Here is a 15,460-nt window from a genome sequence, read left to right as displayed (position 1 = left end):
TACGACAGGCGCCCAGCCTCAGCGAAGGAACGCCTGCAGCGCCCGCATGTAGCCTGGATCGTCGCTGATGTCGTTGTGGTCGGCCTGCGAGAAAGCGACCACGGTCGGGCGCTGCGGGAGGGCCTTGAGCAGGGCATCGGTGCTGGCCGGAGGCACCACCTGATCGTGGCCGGCACGCAGGATCAGCAGCGGGCCGCGGTAAGCGCGCAAGGCCTGCGCCGAGTCGTAGCGGTCGCGCAGCAGCCAGCGCACCGGGACCCACGGATAGTGCGCCTGCGCCGCCGAGACCAGGCTGTCGAACGGCGTCACCAGCACCAGCCGCGCCACCGCGCGGCGCGCCGCCAGTTGGCTGGCCACGCCGCTGCCCAGGCTGCGCCCCAGCACCGCGATCTGCGCCTGCGGCTGCGCGGCACGCACGTGGTCGTACAGCGCCACGGCATCGCCGACCAGTGCGGTCTCGCTGGGCGTGCCATCGCTGGCGCCATAGCCGCGGTAGGCGAGCAGGTAGAGGCTGTGGTCGGGCAGGGCGGCCTGCAACTGCGCGCGTGCCTGACGCAGGTCCTCGGCATTGCCGCCGAAGTACAGCAGCACCTTGTCGCGGCCAGGATTGACCTGCCAGCCGCGGACCTGCACGCCCGCACTGCGCCGCAGCGCGAAGTCGGTCTGCGCCGGTGCAACCCGCGTGCCCTGCGGGACATACAGCAGGTCGCGCTGGCCCAGGTAGAGCAGGGCACAGACCACCACATAGGCTGCGGCGAGAATGGCGGCCGCGATCGCGGTGTAGCGCAGCATCGCTAGCCGTGCTTGCGCTGCGCCTCGGCGAAGGCGGCCAGTTGCGCCGGGGTGGCCTCGGCCTGGTGCTGTGCCTTCCAGTCGGCGAACGGCATGCCGTAGACGCGTTCGCGCGCCTGTTCCTTGCTGAGCTCTTCGCCCTCGGCCGCCGCCGCCTCGCGGTACCAGTCGGCCAGGCAGTTGCGGCAGAACCCGGCCAGGATCATCAGGTCGATGTTCTGCACGTCGGGGCGGTCCTGGTTGAGGTGCTGCAATAGGCGGCGGAAGGCGGCGGCCTCGATGCGGGTGGTGTCGGTCATGGCGGAATCGGGGACAATGGACATCCCCCGACTCTACACCCGCCCGCCCCGATGACCGATTCCGTGTCCGCTTCCTCCGTCCCGGCCCGCATCCTCGACGGGCGGCGCATCGCCGACGACCTGCTCGACCAGCTCAAGGCGCGGGTCGACGCGCGGCTGGCGGCCGGGCAGTCGCGCCCCGGGCTGGCGGTGGTGCTGGTGGGCGGCGATCCGGCCTCCACGGTGTATGTGCGCAACAAGCGCCGCGCGGCCGAGAAGGTCGGCATCGAGGCATTCGACTACGACCTGCCGGCCGGCACCAGCGAGGCCGACCTGCTGGCACTGATCGATCGGCTCAATGCCGATCCCAAGATCCACGGCATCCTGGTGCAGTTGCCGCTGCCGGGCATCCCCGATGCCAGCCGGCTGATCCACCGCATCGATCCGCGCAAGGACGTGGACGGTTTCCATCCGGAAAACGTCGGCCACCTGGCGCTGCGCGAATTCGGCCTGCGCCCGTGCACGCCGCGCGGCATTGTCACCCTGCTGGCACACACCGACCAGCCGGTGCGCGGGCGCAACGCCACCATCGTCGGCGTCAGCAACCACGTTGGCCGGCCGATGGCGCTGGAACTGCTGATCGCCGGCTGCACGGTCAGCTGCTGCCACAAGTTCACCCCGCCGGAGGTGCTGCAGGCGCGGGTGCGCGACGCCGACATCCTGGTGGTGGCGGTGGGCCGGCCGGGGCTGATCCCGGGCGAGTGGGTCAAGCCGGGCGCGGTGGTGATCGACGTCGGCATCAACCGCCTGGACGATGGCCGCCTGGTCGGCGACGTCGGCTTCGACGCGGCGGCGCAGCGCGCCAGCTGGATCACCCCGGTGCCGGGCGGGGTGGGGCCGATGACGGTGGCGACGCTGATGCAGAACACGATTGAGGCCGCTGAGGCGGCGGGATGACCAGCCATTCGGCTATGGAAAGCGGGGATTCGGGATTGGGGATTCGTTGAAGGCTGCACGGGAGTCGGGATTCGGGATTCGTTAAAGTAACAGCAACAGCAAAAGCGCATGCGCGGCCCATTCGGGATCGGTAGGTCGTCGAAATCGGCCATCTGATAGGCAGGCAAACGGCCGGCCGCGCAGGGCGCCCCCTTTGCGAATCCCCACTCCCGAATCCCCAATCCCCGCCCCAAATGCGTTAAAATGCCGCGCTTCCCCACACTCGGGTCCGCCGATGCTGCGCATCCAGGCTGAAGCTCTCACCTACGACGACGTCTCGCTCGTCCCCGCCCATTCGACCGTCCTGCCCAAGGACGTCAGCCTGGAAACCCGGCTGACCCGCGACCTGCGCCTGAAACTGCCGATCCTGTCGGCCGCGATGGACACGGTCACCGAGCACCGCCTGGCGGTGGCCATGGCCCAGCTCGGCGGCATCGGCATCATCCACAAGAACCTGACTCCGGCGCAGCAGGCCGCCGAAGTGGCCAAGGTCAAGAAGTTCGAGGCCGGCGTCATCACCGAGCCGTTCACGGTCGGTCCGGAGACCACCATCGGCGAGGTGCTGAAACTCACCCGCGCCCGCAACATCTCCGGCGTGCCGGTGGTGGACGGCAGCGAACTGGTCGGCATCGTCACCAGCCGCGACATGCGCTTCGAGAAGAAGCTCGACGATCCGGTCCGCCACATCATGACCAAGAAGGATCGCCTGGTCACCGTGCGCGAAGGCGCCAGCGACGAGGAAGTGCTGCAGTTGCTGCACCGCCACCGCATCGAGAAGATCCTGGTGGTCAACGACGGCTTCGAGCTGCGCGGCCTGATCACGGTCAAGGACATCCAGAAGAAGACCGACAACCCCAACGCCGCCAAGGACGCCGCCACGCGGCTGCTGGTCGGTGCCGCGGTGGGCGTCGGCGGCGACACCGAACAGCGCATCGAGCTGCTGGCCGCGGCCGGCGTGGACGTGGTCATCGTCGACACCGCGCACGGCCATTCGCAGGGCGTGATCGAGCGCGTGGCCTGGGTCAAGAAGACCTACCCGCAGCTGCAGGTGATCGGCGGCAACATCGTCACCGGCGACGCCGCGCTGGCGCTGATGGACGCCGGTGCCGACGCGGTCAAGGTCGGCGTGGGCCCCGGCTCGATCTGCACCACGCGCGTGGTCGCCGGTGTCGGCGTGCCGCAGATCACCGCGATCGACATGGTCGCCGAGGCGCTGCAGGACCGCATCCCGCTGATCGCCGATGGCGGCATCCGCTATTCCGGCGACATCGGCAAGGCGCTGGTCGCCGGCGCCTCCACGGTGATGGTCGGCGGCCTGTTCGCCGGCACCGAGGAAGCCCCGGGCGAGGTCGAACTGTTCCAGGGCCGCAGCTACAAGAGCTACCGCGGCATGGGCAGCCTGGGCGCGATGGAGAAGGGCAGCAAGGACCGCTACTTCCAGGACGCTTCCGACGCCGACAAGCTGGTGCCAGAAGGCATCGAAGGCCGCGTGCCGTACCGCGGCCCGCTCAGCGGCATCATCCACCAGTTGATCGGCGGCCTGCGCGCGACCATGGGCTACGTGGGCTGCGCCACCATCGAGGACATGCGCACCAAGCCGAAGTTCGTCACCATCACCGGTGCCGGCCAGCGCGAGAGCCACGTCCACGACGTGCAGATCACCAAGGAACCGCCGAACTACCGCATGGGCTGATGCCCATGCGCGGGAGTGGGGATTCGGGATTGGGGATTCGTCGCCCGCCGCGTCTCCACCGGCCGTGCGCAGCGCGGCCACCCGCTGTTGCGAATCCCCACTCCCGAATCCCCAATCCCGGCTCCAGATGACCAACATCCACAGCGACAAGATCCTCATCCTCGATTTCGGTGCGCAGTACACGCAGTTGATTGCGCGGCGCATTCGCGAACTGGGCGTGTACTGCGAGATCTGGGCGTGGGACCACGATCCGGCCGAGATCGCCGGCTTCGGCGCCAAGGGCATCATCCTCTCCGGTGGCCCGGAATCGACCACGCTGCCGGGTGCGCCGGCCGCGCCGCAGGCAGTGTTCGACAGCGGCCTGCCGATCTTCGGCATCTGCTACGGCATGCAGACCCTGGCCGCGCAGCTCGGTGGCGCCACCGAAGCGGCGGATCAGCGCGAGTTCGGCCATGCCGAGGTCGAGGTGGTGGCCGCCGATGCGTTGTTCTCCGGGCTGACCGATCACGCAGGCGCGTCGCGCTTGAACGTGTGGATGAGCCACGGCGACCACGTGTCGCAGGTGCCGCCGGGCTTCACCATCACCGCCGTCACCGACCGCATCCCGGTCGCGGCCATGGCCAACGAGGCCAAGCGCTGGTACGGCGTGCAGTTCCATCCGGAAGTGACCCACACCCTGCAGGGCCAGACCCTGCTGCGCCGCTTCGTGGTCGACGTGTGCGGCTGCGCCACGCTGTGGACCGCGGCCAACATCATCGACGACCAGATCGCCCGCGTGCGCGCCCAGGTCGGCGACGACGAAGTGATCCTCGGCCTGTCCGGCGGCGTCGATTCGTCGGTGGTCGCCGCGTTGCTGCACAAGGCGATCGGCGACAAGCTGACCTGCGTGTTCGTCGACACCGGCCTGCTGCGCTGGCAGGAAGGCGACCAGGTGATGGCGATGTTCGCCGAGCACATGGGTGTCAAGGTGATCCGGGTCAACGCCGCCGACCGCTACTTCCAGGCGCTGGCCGGCGTCAGCGACCCGGAAGCCAAGCGCAAGATCATTGGCAACCTGTTCGTGGAGATCTTCGACGAAGAGTCGAACAAGCTCCGCAACGCCAAGTGGCTGGCGCAGGGCACTATCTACCCGGACGTGATCGAGTCGGCCGGCAGCAAGACCGGCAAGGCCCACGTCATCAAGAGCCACCACAACGTCGGCGGCCTGCCTGAGCACATGAAGCTGGGCCTGGTCGAGCCGCTGCGCGAACTGTTCAAGGACGAAGTGCGGCGCCTGGGCGTCGAACTCGGCCTGCCGCGCAGCATGGTCTACCGCCATCCGTTCCCCGGCCCCGGGCTGGGCGTGCGGATCCTCGGCGAGGTGAAGCGCGAGTACGCCGAACTGCTGGCCAAGGCCGATGCGATCTTCATCGACGAACTGCGCAAGGCCGATTTGTACGACAAGACCAGCCAGGCCTTCGCCGTGTTCCTGCCGGTGAAGTCGGTCGGCGTGGTCGGCGACGCCCGCGCCTACGAGTGGGTGATCGCGCTGCGCGCGGTCGAGACCATCGACTTCATGACCGCGCACTGGGCGCACCTGCCGTACGACTTCCTTGGCACGGTAAGCAACCGCATCATCAACGAACTGCGTGGCGTGTCGCGGGTGGTGTACGACATCTCCGGGAAGCCGCCGGCGACGATCGAGTGGGAGTGAGGATTCTCGCAGGAGTCGGAATCGACTCCTGCGTGCACCGGAGGGTGGCCCTGCAGGGACCTGTCCGCTAGCTCGGCCGAAGCGGGATCCGAGAATCGAGGCTGTCGCCGTAGGCCGAGTTGCCGCTGTGTGCGGTCTGCTGCTCCGTTACACATCTCGGCGTCTGTCTCACCTGCCCAGGTTCATGTCCAGAAGGGCCGCAGGGCGCGAGGACATGCTGCGTCAGGGACACCCGTTTGCATCGTCGTCGCCGCAATCCGCGACGTGATTCGAATGAAAGACGTGTCAGTCAACCGGCCCGACCTGCTGGCCGATCGAACGGTGCACGATCCAGCAGACAGTCGATGAATGCACCGAGCAGCGCCGGTCGATGCTGCCGGTTCGGGTAGTAGAGGAACAGGCCAGGGCGCGAGATCGTCCAGTCAGGCAGGATCTGGACCAGCCGTCCCTGGGCCAGAAGCTCGCCCACGCCATCGCGCTCGAAGTGATAGGCGATGCCTAGTCCATTCAGTGCCGCGGCAATGCCGATGTCGGCATGATTGGTGACGATGGGGCCGTCCACCGCCACTTCGCGTCGCTGCCCGCGTTTCTTGAACTCCCACCGATACTGCCGGCCGTCCACCTGGAGCCGCCAGTTGATGCACGCATGCGCGTGCAATTCGGCCGGTGATTGGGGCGTCCCGCGACGCGCGAGATAGTCCGGTGACGCCACCGCGACCATGTTCAAGTCCGGGGTGAGGCGGACCGCGATCATGTCTTTTTCGAGCTGCCCGCCCACGCGGATGCCAGCGTCAAAGCGGCCAACGACGATATCCGCCAACGCGTCGTCGATCACGATGTCGAGCACCACGTCAGGGTGTATCTGATGAAAGCGGGAAAGCCTGGGCGCAATGATGGTTCTCGCGGCGATGCCCAGCGTGTTGATGCGAAGCGTGCCTTTCATCTGCCCTGTCGCCTCGCCGGCTTCGGCGACCGCAGTGGCCATCTCGCGGAACAACGGCGCGATGCGCCTGTAGAGCAGTTCGCCACTGGCCGATGGTGCGACGCTGCGCGTCGTGCGATTCAGCAGGCGCGCGCCGATGCGGCCCTCGAGCTGCCGGATGGTCTGGCTGAGCGCCGACGGCGACAGGCCGAGCTGTTCTGCCGCGCGGGCAAAGCTGCGGCGCTCCACGACCGCCACGAAGGCCTTCAGTTCGGCGAAGTCGGATCCACGCATTATGTGGAATTTCCTAAATAACCCATCCTGATTCTAAGGCATTCACTGAATGCATGGCGGCGCGCATCCTGAGGCCTCACCGCCCCTGGAACCGACACATGCAGACCTTGCCCCTTCCTGAGCCGATTGCGGCGTACTTCGCGGCCGAACACAGCCCCGACGCCTTGACGCATTGCTTTACCGCGCATGCGGTCTTCAACGACAACGGTCATACCTACACCGGAATCGATGCCATCAAGACCTTCATGGCCGAGGCGTCGGCCAAGTTCAGCGCGACGAGCGAGCCGTTCGCCATCGAGCAGGAAAACGACATCCAATGCGTCCGTGCCAACGTCGCCGGCAACTTCCCTGGCAGCCCGGTCGTGCTGGCCTACCGTTTTCGCCTGGAAGGCGGCCTGATCGCAGCGCTGGAGGTCACGGCATGAACTTCGACCTTCAGCTCAGTGGCCTGCGGGCCCTGGTTACCGGTGGCACGTTGGGTCTCGGCGCTGCAGTCGTGAACGCCCTTGCGCAGGCCGGCGCGCGGGTGATGACTTCCGCGCGCAGCCTGCCAGCGCACCGGGTAACTGGCGTCGACTACATCGCTGCCGATCTGGCGACCGCGGAAGGGACGAGTCACCTCGCTCAACGCGTCCTGCAGGACTGGGGCGGCGTGGACATCCTGATCAACGTGCTCGGTGGTTCGAACACGCCTGGTGGCGGTTTCGCTGCGATCAGCGATGCGCACTGGCTCGCCGAGTTGAACCTGAACCTGATGCCGGCCGTACGCCTGGATCGTGCGCTGCTGCCGGCAATGTTGGCGCAGGGCTCTGGCGTCATCATCCACGTCAGCTCCATCCAGCGCGTGCTGCCGCTGCCCGAATCCACGACCGCATACGCCGCTGCCAAGGGAGCACTCACGACCTACAGCAAGTCGCTAGCGAGAGAGGTCACGCCGAAGGGAGTGCGCGTGCTGAGCGTTGCGCCGGGCTGGATCGAGACCGAGGCCTCCGTGGCGTTTGCGCAGCGGATGGCGGAAGGGGCCGGAACGGATTACGAAGGCGGCAAGCGCCTGGTGATGGATTGGCTCGGCGGGATTCCCGTGGGCCGACCCGCCAAGCCACACGAGGTGGCCGACTTGATCGCTTTTCTGGCGTCCCCGCGGTCCGCTTCGATCGCAGGGGCCGAGTATCGGATCGATGGCGGTACCGTTCCCACGCTGTAGCCGACAGCCCGCCACCGGTCGAATCTTCGCGGAGTGGTGGATCCGATCGTCGCACGATGGCTGCGGCAATGGCGGCGCCGCTCGATGCGGGCGCGTTTCGTTCGGGTGTGCAGGATGGGCGGCATCCTGCGTCACGCAAACGCGGGCGCGGTCGTGCGCGGTGACAGCGCATCGTCCAGGCACGCCTCCCAGTGCAGATCGCCGCCATAGCGCCACGCCATCCGCCCCGCATCGTCCAGCGCGAACAGATGCAGCCACCGATTGTCGAACAGCGCGCGGACCTGCGGGTGGCGTTCGAGGATGTCGGTGATCGCGTCGGCCGGTGCCTCGATCAGCACGGAAAGCCGCAGCGGTTCGTGGATCAGCCGTTCGCCGTCGTGCACCGACTGCCACGGCAACCCACCGCGCAGCAGGCCGGCATTGCCCTCGACCACACCGATGCCGCCGGTGACGTTGTGCAGCAGCTTGTTGCCCGCGCCGAAGATGTCGGGCGCCACCGTCGAGCCGTAGTACTGCAGGCTGATCCAGCTGGCGACCACGACCGGGGCGGTCAGGATCAGTTCCAGTACGCCGAAGCCTTCGTCGCGGCGCCAGTGGTAGTCGTGGAGGAAGGCCCGTCCGGCCAGGTCGCGGCCGGCCGTGCGTGAGCGCGGCGCGGCGATGAAGGCCTGGCAGCCGGCCAACGCCCATTCCGGGCGCAGTTCGGCCCAGTCGCGGGCGCGATGGGCGATGTCCTGACTGCGCTGTGCGCGCGGCAGGCGCAGGGCGCGCTCACCCCGTGCCAGCGCGCCGGCGGCATGCAGCCAACGCGCCGCCTGCTCGAGATCGGCGGCATGCCCGGGCGAGGGATGATCGGCGCTGTAGAGCGTGACTGCGTCGGTCGTGGTGTCGTGCAGTGCCGCCACGAACAAGGTATCCGCGGGAATCGCGATGCCGCGTTCGACAAGGCCGGCGCGCACCTCGGGGGCGTTGAGCAGCCCGGCGAGCAGCCGCGCGTTCACTTCGCCCGAGTAGCCGCCGCAGGCGCCGCAATGCAGGGCGCTGGCATGCGGATTGTTGACCACGTTGGCCCCATGGCCGGCGATCACGACCAACCGAGCGAAATCGGTGGTGAGCGACATCGCCTTGAGGATGCGGGTGGCCATGGTCAACCGCGCGTCGAGATCGAGCGCGTCGGCTGGACGTGGCGTGGGGTCGTTCGGCGCGGGATGACGGGTCAGTCCCAATCCATCGCGCAGCAGCTTGGCGACGTAGATCGGGCCGGTGGCCTCGACGAAGGCGAACGAGGAAATGGCGGCCAGCTTGAAGCGCCCCCAGGCCCGCTTCGCTCGCGCCGTGATCCGCGCGGCGAGGTCGGACTTGGCCTGCGACGACGTCGCCTCTCCTGCGCAGGTATGCAAACCCGGCGTCAGCAGCACCGGAAGGCGCGCCTCGACCACATCCGAGGCGAACCGCCGATGGCCGATGCCCAGCCCGAAGAATCCGGCGAATCCGAGGGTCTGGATGCCGGAATCGAGACTTTCCAGGGCGCGGCGAAACACTTCCGAGCGCACATCGATGCAGAAAGCCATCTGCAACGTCATCCGGTCGGGAACGACCGGGGTTGAAGCCGGCGCTGCGAGCAGGGCGTCGAGTCGCCGTTGTGCCGCGCGTTCGGCTGCTTCCTGCAGGATGCCGTCGACGATATCGTCCGTCGTCGCCGCCACCGGCATGGCGTAGTCGGCGATGGCGCCCCGCCACTGCGGCGCGATCGCCGCGCCAAACTTGCCCAGCAGCGCGGCGTCCCAGCTGATGCGGATGGCCAGCAGGTCGGTGACGCAGGGATCGGTTCCGCCGCTCAATTCCGCTTGCCAGAGCCGATAGCGGGCAACCTGGCTCCAGCCGCCGAGCGTGGTCAGCAGTCGGTGGAAATAGCCGTCCAGCGCGTCCGGCGGGAGGCCGAGGCGGGCAACCCCCTCGACGATCGCGTCCTCGGCAGTCGCTGGCGCATCTGCCACCTGCTGCGCGAATCGGGTGAGTCCGGCGATTTCTGGCGTCAGATCGTGCATCGCGACCTGACGCCAGGCGCTATAGGCGCCACTGGACTGTCCGGCGACCCACAGCGCCTGGCCCTGGTCGAAATAGGCGGCGGCCCAGTGCCCGATGCGCTCGTCAACGATGCCCGGCCAGTCGATCGCCGAGGCAGCGCGCGCCAGATCGGCGACCGTGGGGATCGCGCGCGGGGCAGGGCGCGTGGATTCGGTGGCGCGCTTGAGTGCGGACAAGCTCGGCGGGCGCAGCGCGGCCGGCGCGTGGAGCCAGGCCGCCTGCAAATCCTCCTCGGCGATGTCGCCGGACTGCAGCCGCTGCGCATACCAGGGGCGCGGCATGGTCACCGCGATGCCGGCCGCGCGCCGCAGCCGTGCCGCGGCGATCGGCAGCGGTTCGCCGGCCTGGCCGAGGAAGGGATTGACCGCCACGCTGGAGGCGAGCGGCCACAGCGGGGGAATGGCGCGTGCCGCACGTGCGGCGGCGGCGATGATCGCAGCGTGGGACAGGGGCGCTGCGTCGGTCGTGGTCATCGGCATGGGGGGCTCCTGGCGGTTGAGGGTCACGGGGTCTTGCGGACGGACCAGCCGCCGAGCAGGCGGTCGAGCGTGGCATTGGCATACAGGCCGTTGGCGAGATGCACGCGCAATCCGGCGGCGGCCGGGTGCGTCGCCCAGAGCGGGAACAGCGCCTGCGCCACCGCCACCAGGCCGAAGCTCAGCACCGCCAGCGCCATCAGCGTCCACTCCAGCCGGCCCGGTGCCGGCGTCGCCGGCAGCACGCCGGCGGTCAGCCATTCGGCGGCGGTCTGCAGGGCGAAGTAGCCGATCGCGGCGGCGCTGGCGTAGAGCGCGGTCTTGCGGGTGAGCGGGCGCGGCGCGGCATCGGCCAGGCCCTGGGCCAGCAGATAGGCCACACCGAAGATCAGGATGGCGCCCAGGGCCAGCGCCTGCGGCGACTTGTGCCCGAAGCCGAAGGCGAACCCGAAGGCGGCGCCGATGCCGATATAGATCGCCAGCGCGATCAGGAAGGCGCGGCCCACCGCCGCCCCATTGGGCACGGCAACCGGCCCGGGCCGGCGAATGGATGCCACTTGCTCGACGGCGCCGCCGGAGGCCAGGAAGGCATGCGCCTTGTACAGCGAGTGCGCGACGATGTGCAGCAGCGCCAGCGGAAACAGCGCCAGCCCGCACTGCAGGATCATGAAGCCCATCTGCGCGACCGTCGACCAGGCCAGCGAGGTCTTGACCGCGGGCTGGGTCAACATCACCAGCGCCCCGAACAGCGCGGTGAACCCGCCCAGCATCGCCAGCACGGCCAGCACGCCGGGGGCGGCCAGCATCAGGTCGGCGAAGCGGATCAGCAGGAAGCCGCCGCCGTTGACCACGCCGGCGTGCAGCAGCGCCGACACCGGCGTAGGCGCCTCCATCATCTCGGTGAGCCAGCCATGGGTGGGGAACTGCGCCGATTTCAGCACCGCGGCCAGCGCGAGCAGGGCGGCGGCGGCCGTCAGCAACCAATCGTGCTGGCCGCTGCGCGCCAGCGTGTTGATCGTGGCGATGTCGGTGGTGCCCAGGCTCTTCCAGACAAGCAGCGCCGCTGAGAGCAGGGCGATGGCGCCGATGCTGGAGAACAGGCGCTTCTTGCGCGCGGCGCGCCGTGCCGCCACGCGGTCGGGATAGAACAGCAGCAGGCGATTGAGCGCGATGCTGGTTGCGATCCAGGCCACCACGACCTGGACCAGGTTGCCGGCCTGCACCAGCAGCAGCACCGCCGCAAGCGCGACGCACAGCCAGCCGGTGAAGTAGCCCTGTCGCGCCTCGCCGTCGAGATAGGTGCGGGTGTAGCGCACCACGATCCAGCCGACGAAGGCAACCAGCAGCAGCATCGTGGCGCTCACCGCATCGAGCCGGACCGAGAGGCCGATGCCGCTCCAGCCGATCAAGCCGCTGTCGCCGGCGCCGCGCGCGATCAGCAGCGCCAGCGAGGCGATGGCGACGAGCAGCGCGCCGAGCGCGGTGCCTTCGGCGAAGACCGGCAGCAGGCGGGGACGTCGGCCGCTGCGAACGAAGCCGAACACGGCGGCGACCAGCAGCAGGAACGGTGCAGAGAGCGGCAGCAGATAGAGCGACAAGGCAATCCCCTCGGATCGGGCACGGTGGCGGGCGCCACGATAGCGATCGGTGGGATCCAACAAAAATTCATTGTTTTCACGATATCGTTCGCTATTATCGAACGATGGCTGCACTGAACTACAACCACCTGCGCTACTTCTGGGCCGTGGCCCACGACGGCAATCTGACCCGCACCGCCGAACGGCTCCACCTCACCCAATCGGCCCTGTCGGTGCAGATCCGCAAGCTCGAGGAGCGCCTCGGCCATGCGCTATTCGAGCGGCGCGGGCGGCAACTGCACCTCACCGAGGCCGGGCAGATCGTGCTCGACCATGCCGACGCGATCTTCGCCACCGGCGAGGAGCTGCTGGGCACGCTGCGGCAGACCGGTGCCGCGCGGCAGGCACTGCGGGTCGGCTCGCTGGCCACGCTGTCGCGCAACTTCCAGTTGGAGTTCCTGCGGCCGCTGCTCGGCCGTCCCGACATCGACCTGATCCTGCGCTCGGGCAGTGCCGGCGAACTGCTGCGGGCGCTGGAGGCGCTCAACCTCGACGTCGTCCTGCTGAATCAGGCGCCCCCTGGCGACGCGCTGACGCCGTTCGTCACCCACCGGCTCGCCGAGCGACCGGTCAGCCTGGTGGGCACGCCGGACCGGCTGGGCCATGCCGCCAGCGTCGCCGATCGCCTTCGAACCCATCCCATCATCCTGCCGACGGTGGACAACAGCGTACGCGCGGGATTCGACGCCCTGGCCGATCGCCTGGGCGTGCGCCCGCAGATCGTGGCGGAAGTGGAGGACATGGCGATGATGCGCCTGCTGGCGCGCGAGGACATCGGCCTGGCCGTGCTCCCGCCGATCGTGGTCAAGGACGAGATCGCCGCGGGCGTGCTGGTGGAAGGCGACCAATTGCCGGACATCGTGGAGACCTTCCACGCGGTCACCATGTCGCGGCGCTTCCCCAATCCCTTGGTGCGGCTGCTGCTGCAGCCCACGGCTGCGCCAGCAGATTCGTAGCGCCAGCGACGGACGTGGCAATGCCGCCGCCGATCCGTCGCCGGCGGTCGCTGGGTGGCGGTCGACCCGCCTAAGGCACCGCGACAGTACATGCCGAAGTTCAGCAGTCACGTCGTGCGGAGCCTCGGGGGGCGCTTCGAGGGACACGACGTGGCGAGAGCTATTTGACAATATGCTGTCAAATCGACAGGATGGTGCATGGCTGCGGAAAACCTTCCCTTGCTGGTTCGCGAGCTGGTGCTGGCGGTCTTCGCCACCAACGGCCGCCTGGTCGACATGGGCAACCGGTTGGTGCGCCCGATCGGGCTGACCACCGCCTGGTGGCAGGTGCTCGGTGCGTTGGGCTACTCGCCGGTGCCGCTGCCGGTGGCGCATATCGCCCGCAACATGGGGCTGACCCGGCAGGCGGTGCAGCGCGTCGTGGAGCTGCTGGCCGAACACGGGTTCGTCGTGTTCGAAGCCAATCCGCACCATGCGCGCGCCAAGCTGGTGGTGTTGACGCCGGCAGGGCGCGCGGCCCTGGGCGCCGCCGAGGCCGCGGTCGCGGCGCTCGACCAGCAACTGATCGAACGCTTGGGAGCGGAGCGCGTCAGCACGGCCATCGCAGTGCTCGTGGAAATGCGCGATGCGCTCGACCAGTCCTTGGCGGGATAAGGCAGAGCCCGACACCGCAACGCGTCCATCACCAGGAGAGACCATGGAGCCTGCTTCGCACATCGATGGGTCCGAGACGGATGTCATCATCATCGGCGGCGGACCGGTCGGGCTGACCACCGCGTGTGCATTGGCCCACCACGGAGTGCGATTCCGCATCTTCGAGCAGCGCACGCAGCCCAGGCCGCATTCTCGCGCCAACAATCTGTGGGCGCGCCCGCAGGAATTGCTGGCGAGCATCGGTATCCGTGATGCCCTGGCGGAGCAGGCGTATCGGATCACCCACATCCACACGCTGTTGAACGGCAAGACGGTGGATCCGATCGACATCGCGCAGGTCGACAGTCCCTATCCGGAGGTGCTCTACAGCGGACAGGATGTCATCGAGAACACGCTGGCGCAGCGGATCGCAGCCGGCGGTGCCGCGCTGGAACGCGGGCGCAAGGTGGTCGAGGTCGAGCAGGATGCCGATGGCGTCACCGTGGCGATCGCGACGGTGGACGACGCTGGCGCGGAAATCGCGGACATCCCCCTCGAGCGACTGCGCTGCCGCTATCTGGTCGGTGCGGACGGGGCCGAAGGCTTCGTGCGCACGCGGATTGGCGCGGACTTCGCGACGGAAAAGCTGCCGCACTGCATCAATCGACAACTTGATGCCAGGCTGCGCTGGCGACGTTCCACCGATTTCGATCACCTCTGGTTCTTCTATTACCCCAAGGGCTTCTGCGGCGTGCTGCCGGTGTGGGAGGGCTACCACCGGCTGTTCTTCCTGTCCGACGACGCGGGCATTCCCGATCGCGACCCGACGCTGGAGGAACTGCAGGCCATCGCGCGCGAGGTCACCGAGGACGAGACGCTGGAGCTCAGCGATCCGATCTGGATCACCCACAGCCGCTTCCAGCACGGCGTGACCCCGCGCTACGCCGACGGACGCGTGTTCCTGGTCGGCGATGCCGGCCATCTCACGCTGCCCGCGGGCGGCCAGGGCATGAACGCCGGGCTGCAGGACGCCGTCGGTCTTTCGTGGCGATTGGCGATGGCCTTGCACGGCAAGGCAGCGCCGGTGCTGCTGGAATCCTACGGCGCGGAGCGCGGCGGCGAGCACAGCCGTCTGGACGCCCAGCAGGAAAAGGGCTTCAAGAACAGCGTGTACCGGGGCGCGATCAAGGACGCGGCCATGGGTGTCGCAGCCAGTTTCCTGCCCAACATCGGCGCGCTGATTCAGGGCACCGACGATCTCCAGCAACTTTCCGTCGCCTATCCCGACAGTCCGTTGAACGAAGACCACCTCAACGGATTGCGGGAGATCGTGCACCGACGCGTTCCGCATCCCGGCGACCGCGCACCGGATGCGGCCGTCATCGCCCAGGACGGTGCGTCCACGACGCTGTTCGCGCATCTCTACAACCCCGACGGCGTGACCTGGGGCTGGACCTTGTTGCTGTTCGATGCCCGTCAACAGGACGCCCTGGTTGCGATGCGTGATGCGTTGGCGCAGCTGCATGCGTGGGAGTGGATCCGGCCCCGCTTGATCCTCGGCAAGGCGGTGCCGCAGCCCGGCGACGCCACGGCGCTGTTCGATCTGGATGGGCTGGCGCACGGCGCCTATGGGATCGAGCGTCAGCCTGCGATGGTGCTGGTCCGGCCCGACGGCCATATCGCCTTCCGTGGCCCACTCGACGCGCCGGAACGGCTACGCGCGTACTGCGCCAGGATCTTTGGCGGTTAGGGCGCGCGTGCAGGTCTGCCGCAGTTGGTGTCCCCGCGGCATGCCGCG

General features: G+C 68.4%; 13 protein-coding genes. 8 read left to right on the top strand and 5 right to left on the bottom strand.

Annotation, left to right across the window (positions count from 1 at the left end):
• Positions 1–18: 18 nt before the first annotated feature.
• Both Q7W82_RS13785 and Q7W82_RS13780 read right to left on the bottom strand, forming a co-directional pair.
• Positions 19–792 (bottom strand): alpha/beta fold hydrolase, encoded by a 774-nt coding sequence (locus tag Q7W82_RS13785; protein WP_242158978.1) that lies wholly within the window; start codon positions 790–792, stop codon positions 19–21.
• A gap of 2 nt (positions 793–794) precedes the next feature.
• Positions 795–1,091 (bottom strand): DUF1244 domain-containing protein, encoded by a 297-nt coding sequence (locus Q7W82_RS13780; RefSeq protein ID WP_242158977.1) that lies wholly within the window; start codon positions 1,089–1,091, stop codon positions 795–797.
• A 51-nt stretch (positions 1,092–1,142) separates the two neighbouring features.
• On the opposite strand from Q7W82_RS13780, the gene folD reads away from it, so the two are divergent.
• From folD to guaA, 3 genes are all read left to right on the top strand, one after another.
• Positions 1,143–2,027: a bifunctional methylenetetrahydrofolate dehydrogenase/methenyltetrahydrofolate cyclohydrolase FolD gene (gene folD, locus Q7W82_RS13775; protein WP_242158976.1), complete on the top strand. Its 885-nt coding sequence runs from the start codon at positions 1,143–1,145 to the stop codon at positions 2,025–2,027.
• A gap of 274 nt (positions 2,028–2,301) precedes the next feature.
• Positions 2,302–3,759: an IMP dehydrogenase gene (gene guaB / locus Q7W82_RS13770; RefSeq protein ID WP_160963519.1), complete on the top strand. Its 1,458-nt coding sequence runs from the start codon at positions 2,302–2,304 to the stop codon at positions 3,757–3,759.
• A gap of 127 nt (positions 3,760–3,886) precedes the next feature.
• Entirely contained in the window at positions 3,887–5,452 is a 1,566-nt protein-coding gene (guaA, locus tag Q7W82_RS13765; protein ID WP_148828990.1) for a glutamine-hydrolyzing GMP synthase, read from the top strand.
• Between the two features lie 289 nt (positions 5,453–5,741).
• On the opposite strand, the gene Q7W82_RS13760 is transcribed toward guaA, so the two are convergent.
• On the bottom strand, positions 5,742–6,668 hold the full coding sequence (locus tag Q7W82_RS13760) for a LysR family transcriptional regulator (RefSeq protein WP_242158975.1): 927 nt from the start codon (positions 6,666–6,668) through the stop codon (positions 5,742–5,744).
• A gap of 98 nt (positions 6,669–6,766) precedes the next feature.
• Here Q7W82_RS13760 and Q7W82_RS13755 point away from each other — a divergent pair, with 98 nt between their 5' ends.
• Entirely contained in the window at positions 6,767–7,093 is a 327-nt protein-coding gene (locus tag Q7W82_RS13755; protein ID WP_242158974.1) for a nuclear transport factor 2 family protein, read from the top strand.
• Positions 7,090–7,872, top strand: a complete 783-nt coding sequence (locus Q7W82_RS13750; RefSeq protein WP_242158973.1) for an SDR family oxidoreductase — start codon at positions 7,090–7,092, stop codon at positions 7,870–7,872. The genes Q7W82_RS13755 and Q7W82_RS13750 overlap by 4 nt, the downstream gene beginning before the upstream one ends.
• Positions 7,873–8,003: 131 nt before the next feature.
• Here the strand turns inward: Q7W82_RS13750 and Q7W82_RS13745 are convergent, their stop codons facing one another.
• Both Q7W82_RS13745 and Q7W82_RS13740 read right to left on the bottom strand, forming a co-directional pair.
• The gene (locus Q7W82_RS13745; RefSeq protein ID WP_242158972.1) at positions 8,004–10,439 is read right to left on the bottom strand and encodes a DUF2309 domain-containing protein; all 2,436 of its coding nucleotides are present in this window, start codon (positions 10,437–10,439) and stop codon (positions 8,004–8,006) included.
• Between the two features lie 23 nt (positions 10,440–10,462).
• Positions 10,463–12,034 (bottom strand): proton-conducting transporter membrane subunit, encoded by a 1,572-nt coding sequence (locus Q7W82_RS13740; RefSeq protein WP_242158971.1) that lies wholly within the window; start codon positions 12,032–12,034, stop codon positions 10,463–10,465.
• Between the two features lie 104 nt (positions 12,035–12,138).
• On the opposite strand from Q7W82_RS13740, the gene Q7W82_RS13735 reads away from it, so the two are divergent.
• The 3 genes from Q7W82_RS13735 to Q7W82_RS13725 all read left to right on the top strand — a co-directional run bounded on the left by Q7W82_RS13735 (position 12,139) and on the right by Q7W82_RS13725 (position 15,412).
• Positions 12,139–13,029, top strand: a complete 891-nt coding sequence (locus tag Q7W82_RS13735) for a LysR family transcriptional regulator (RefSeq protein WP_242158970.1) — start codon at positions 12,139–12,141, stop codon at positions 13,027–13,029.
• Positions 13,030–13,227: 198 nt separating this feature from the next.
• Entirely contained in the window at positions 13,228–13,683 is a 456-nt protein-coding gene (locus Q7W82_RS13730; protein WP_242158969.1) for a helix-turn-helix domain-containing protein, read from the top strand.
• A gap of 43 nt (positions 13,684–13,726) precedes the next feature.
• Entirely contained in the window at positions 13,727–15,412 is a 1,686-nt protein-coding gene (locus tag Q7W82_RS13725; protein WP_242158968.1) for an FAD-dependent monooxygenase, read from the top strand.
• Positions 15,413–15,460 lie beyond the last annotated feature (48 nt).

Origin of the sequence: Xanthomonas indica, from assembly GCF_040529045.1 — a bacterium.
GTDB lineage: Bacteria > Pseudomonadota > Gammaproteobacteria > Xanthomonadales > Xanthomonadaceae > Xanthomonas_A > Xanthomonas_A indica.
The sequence above is the reverse complement of the archived record's forward strand: the minus strand, read 5'-3'. Positions and strand labels throughout refer to the sequence as shown.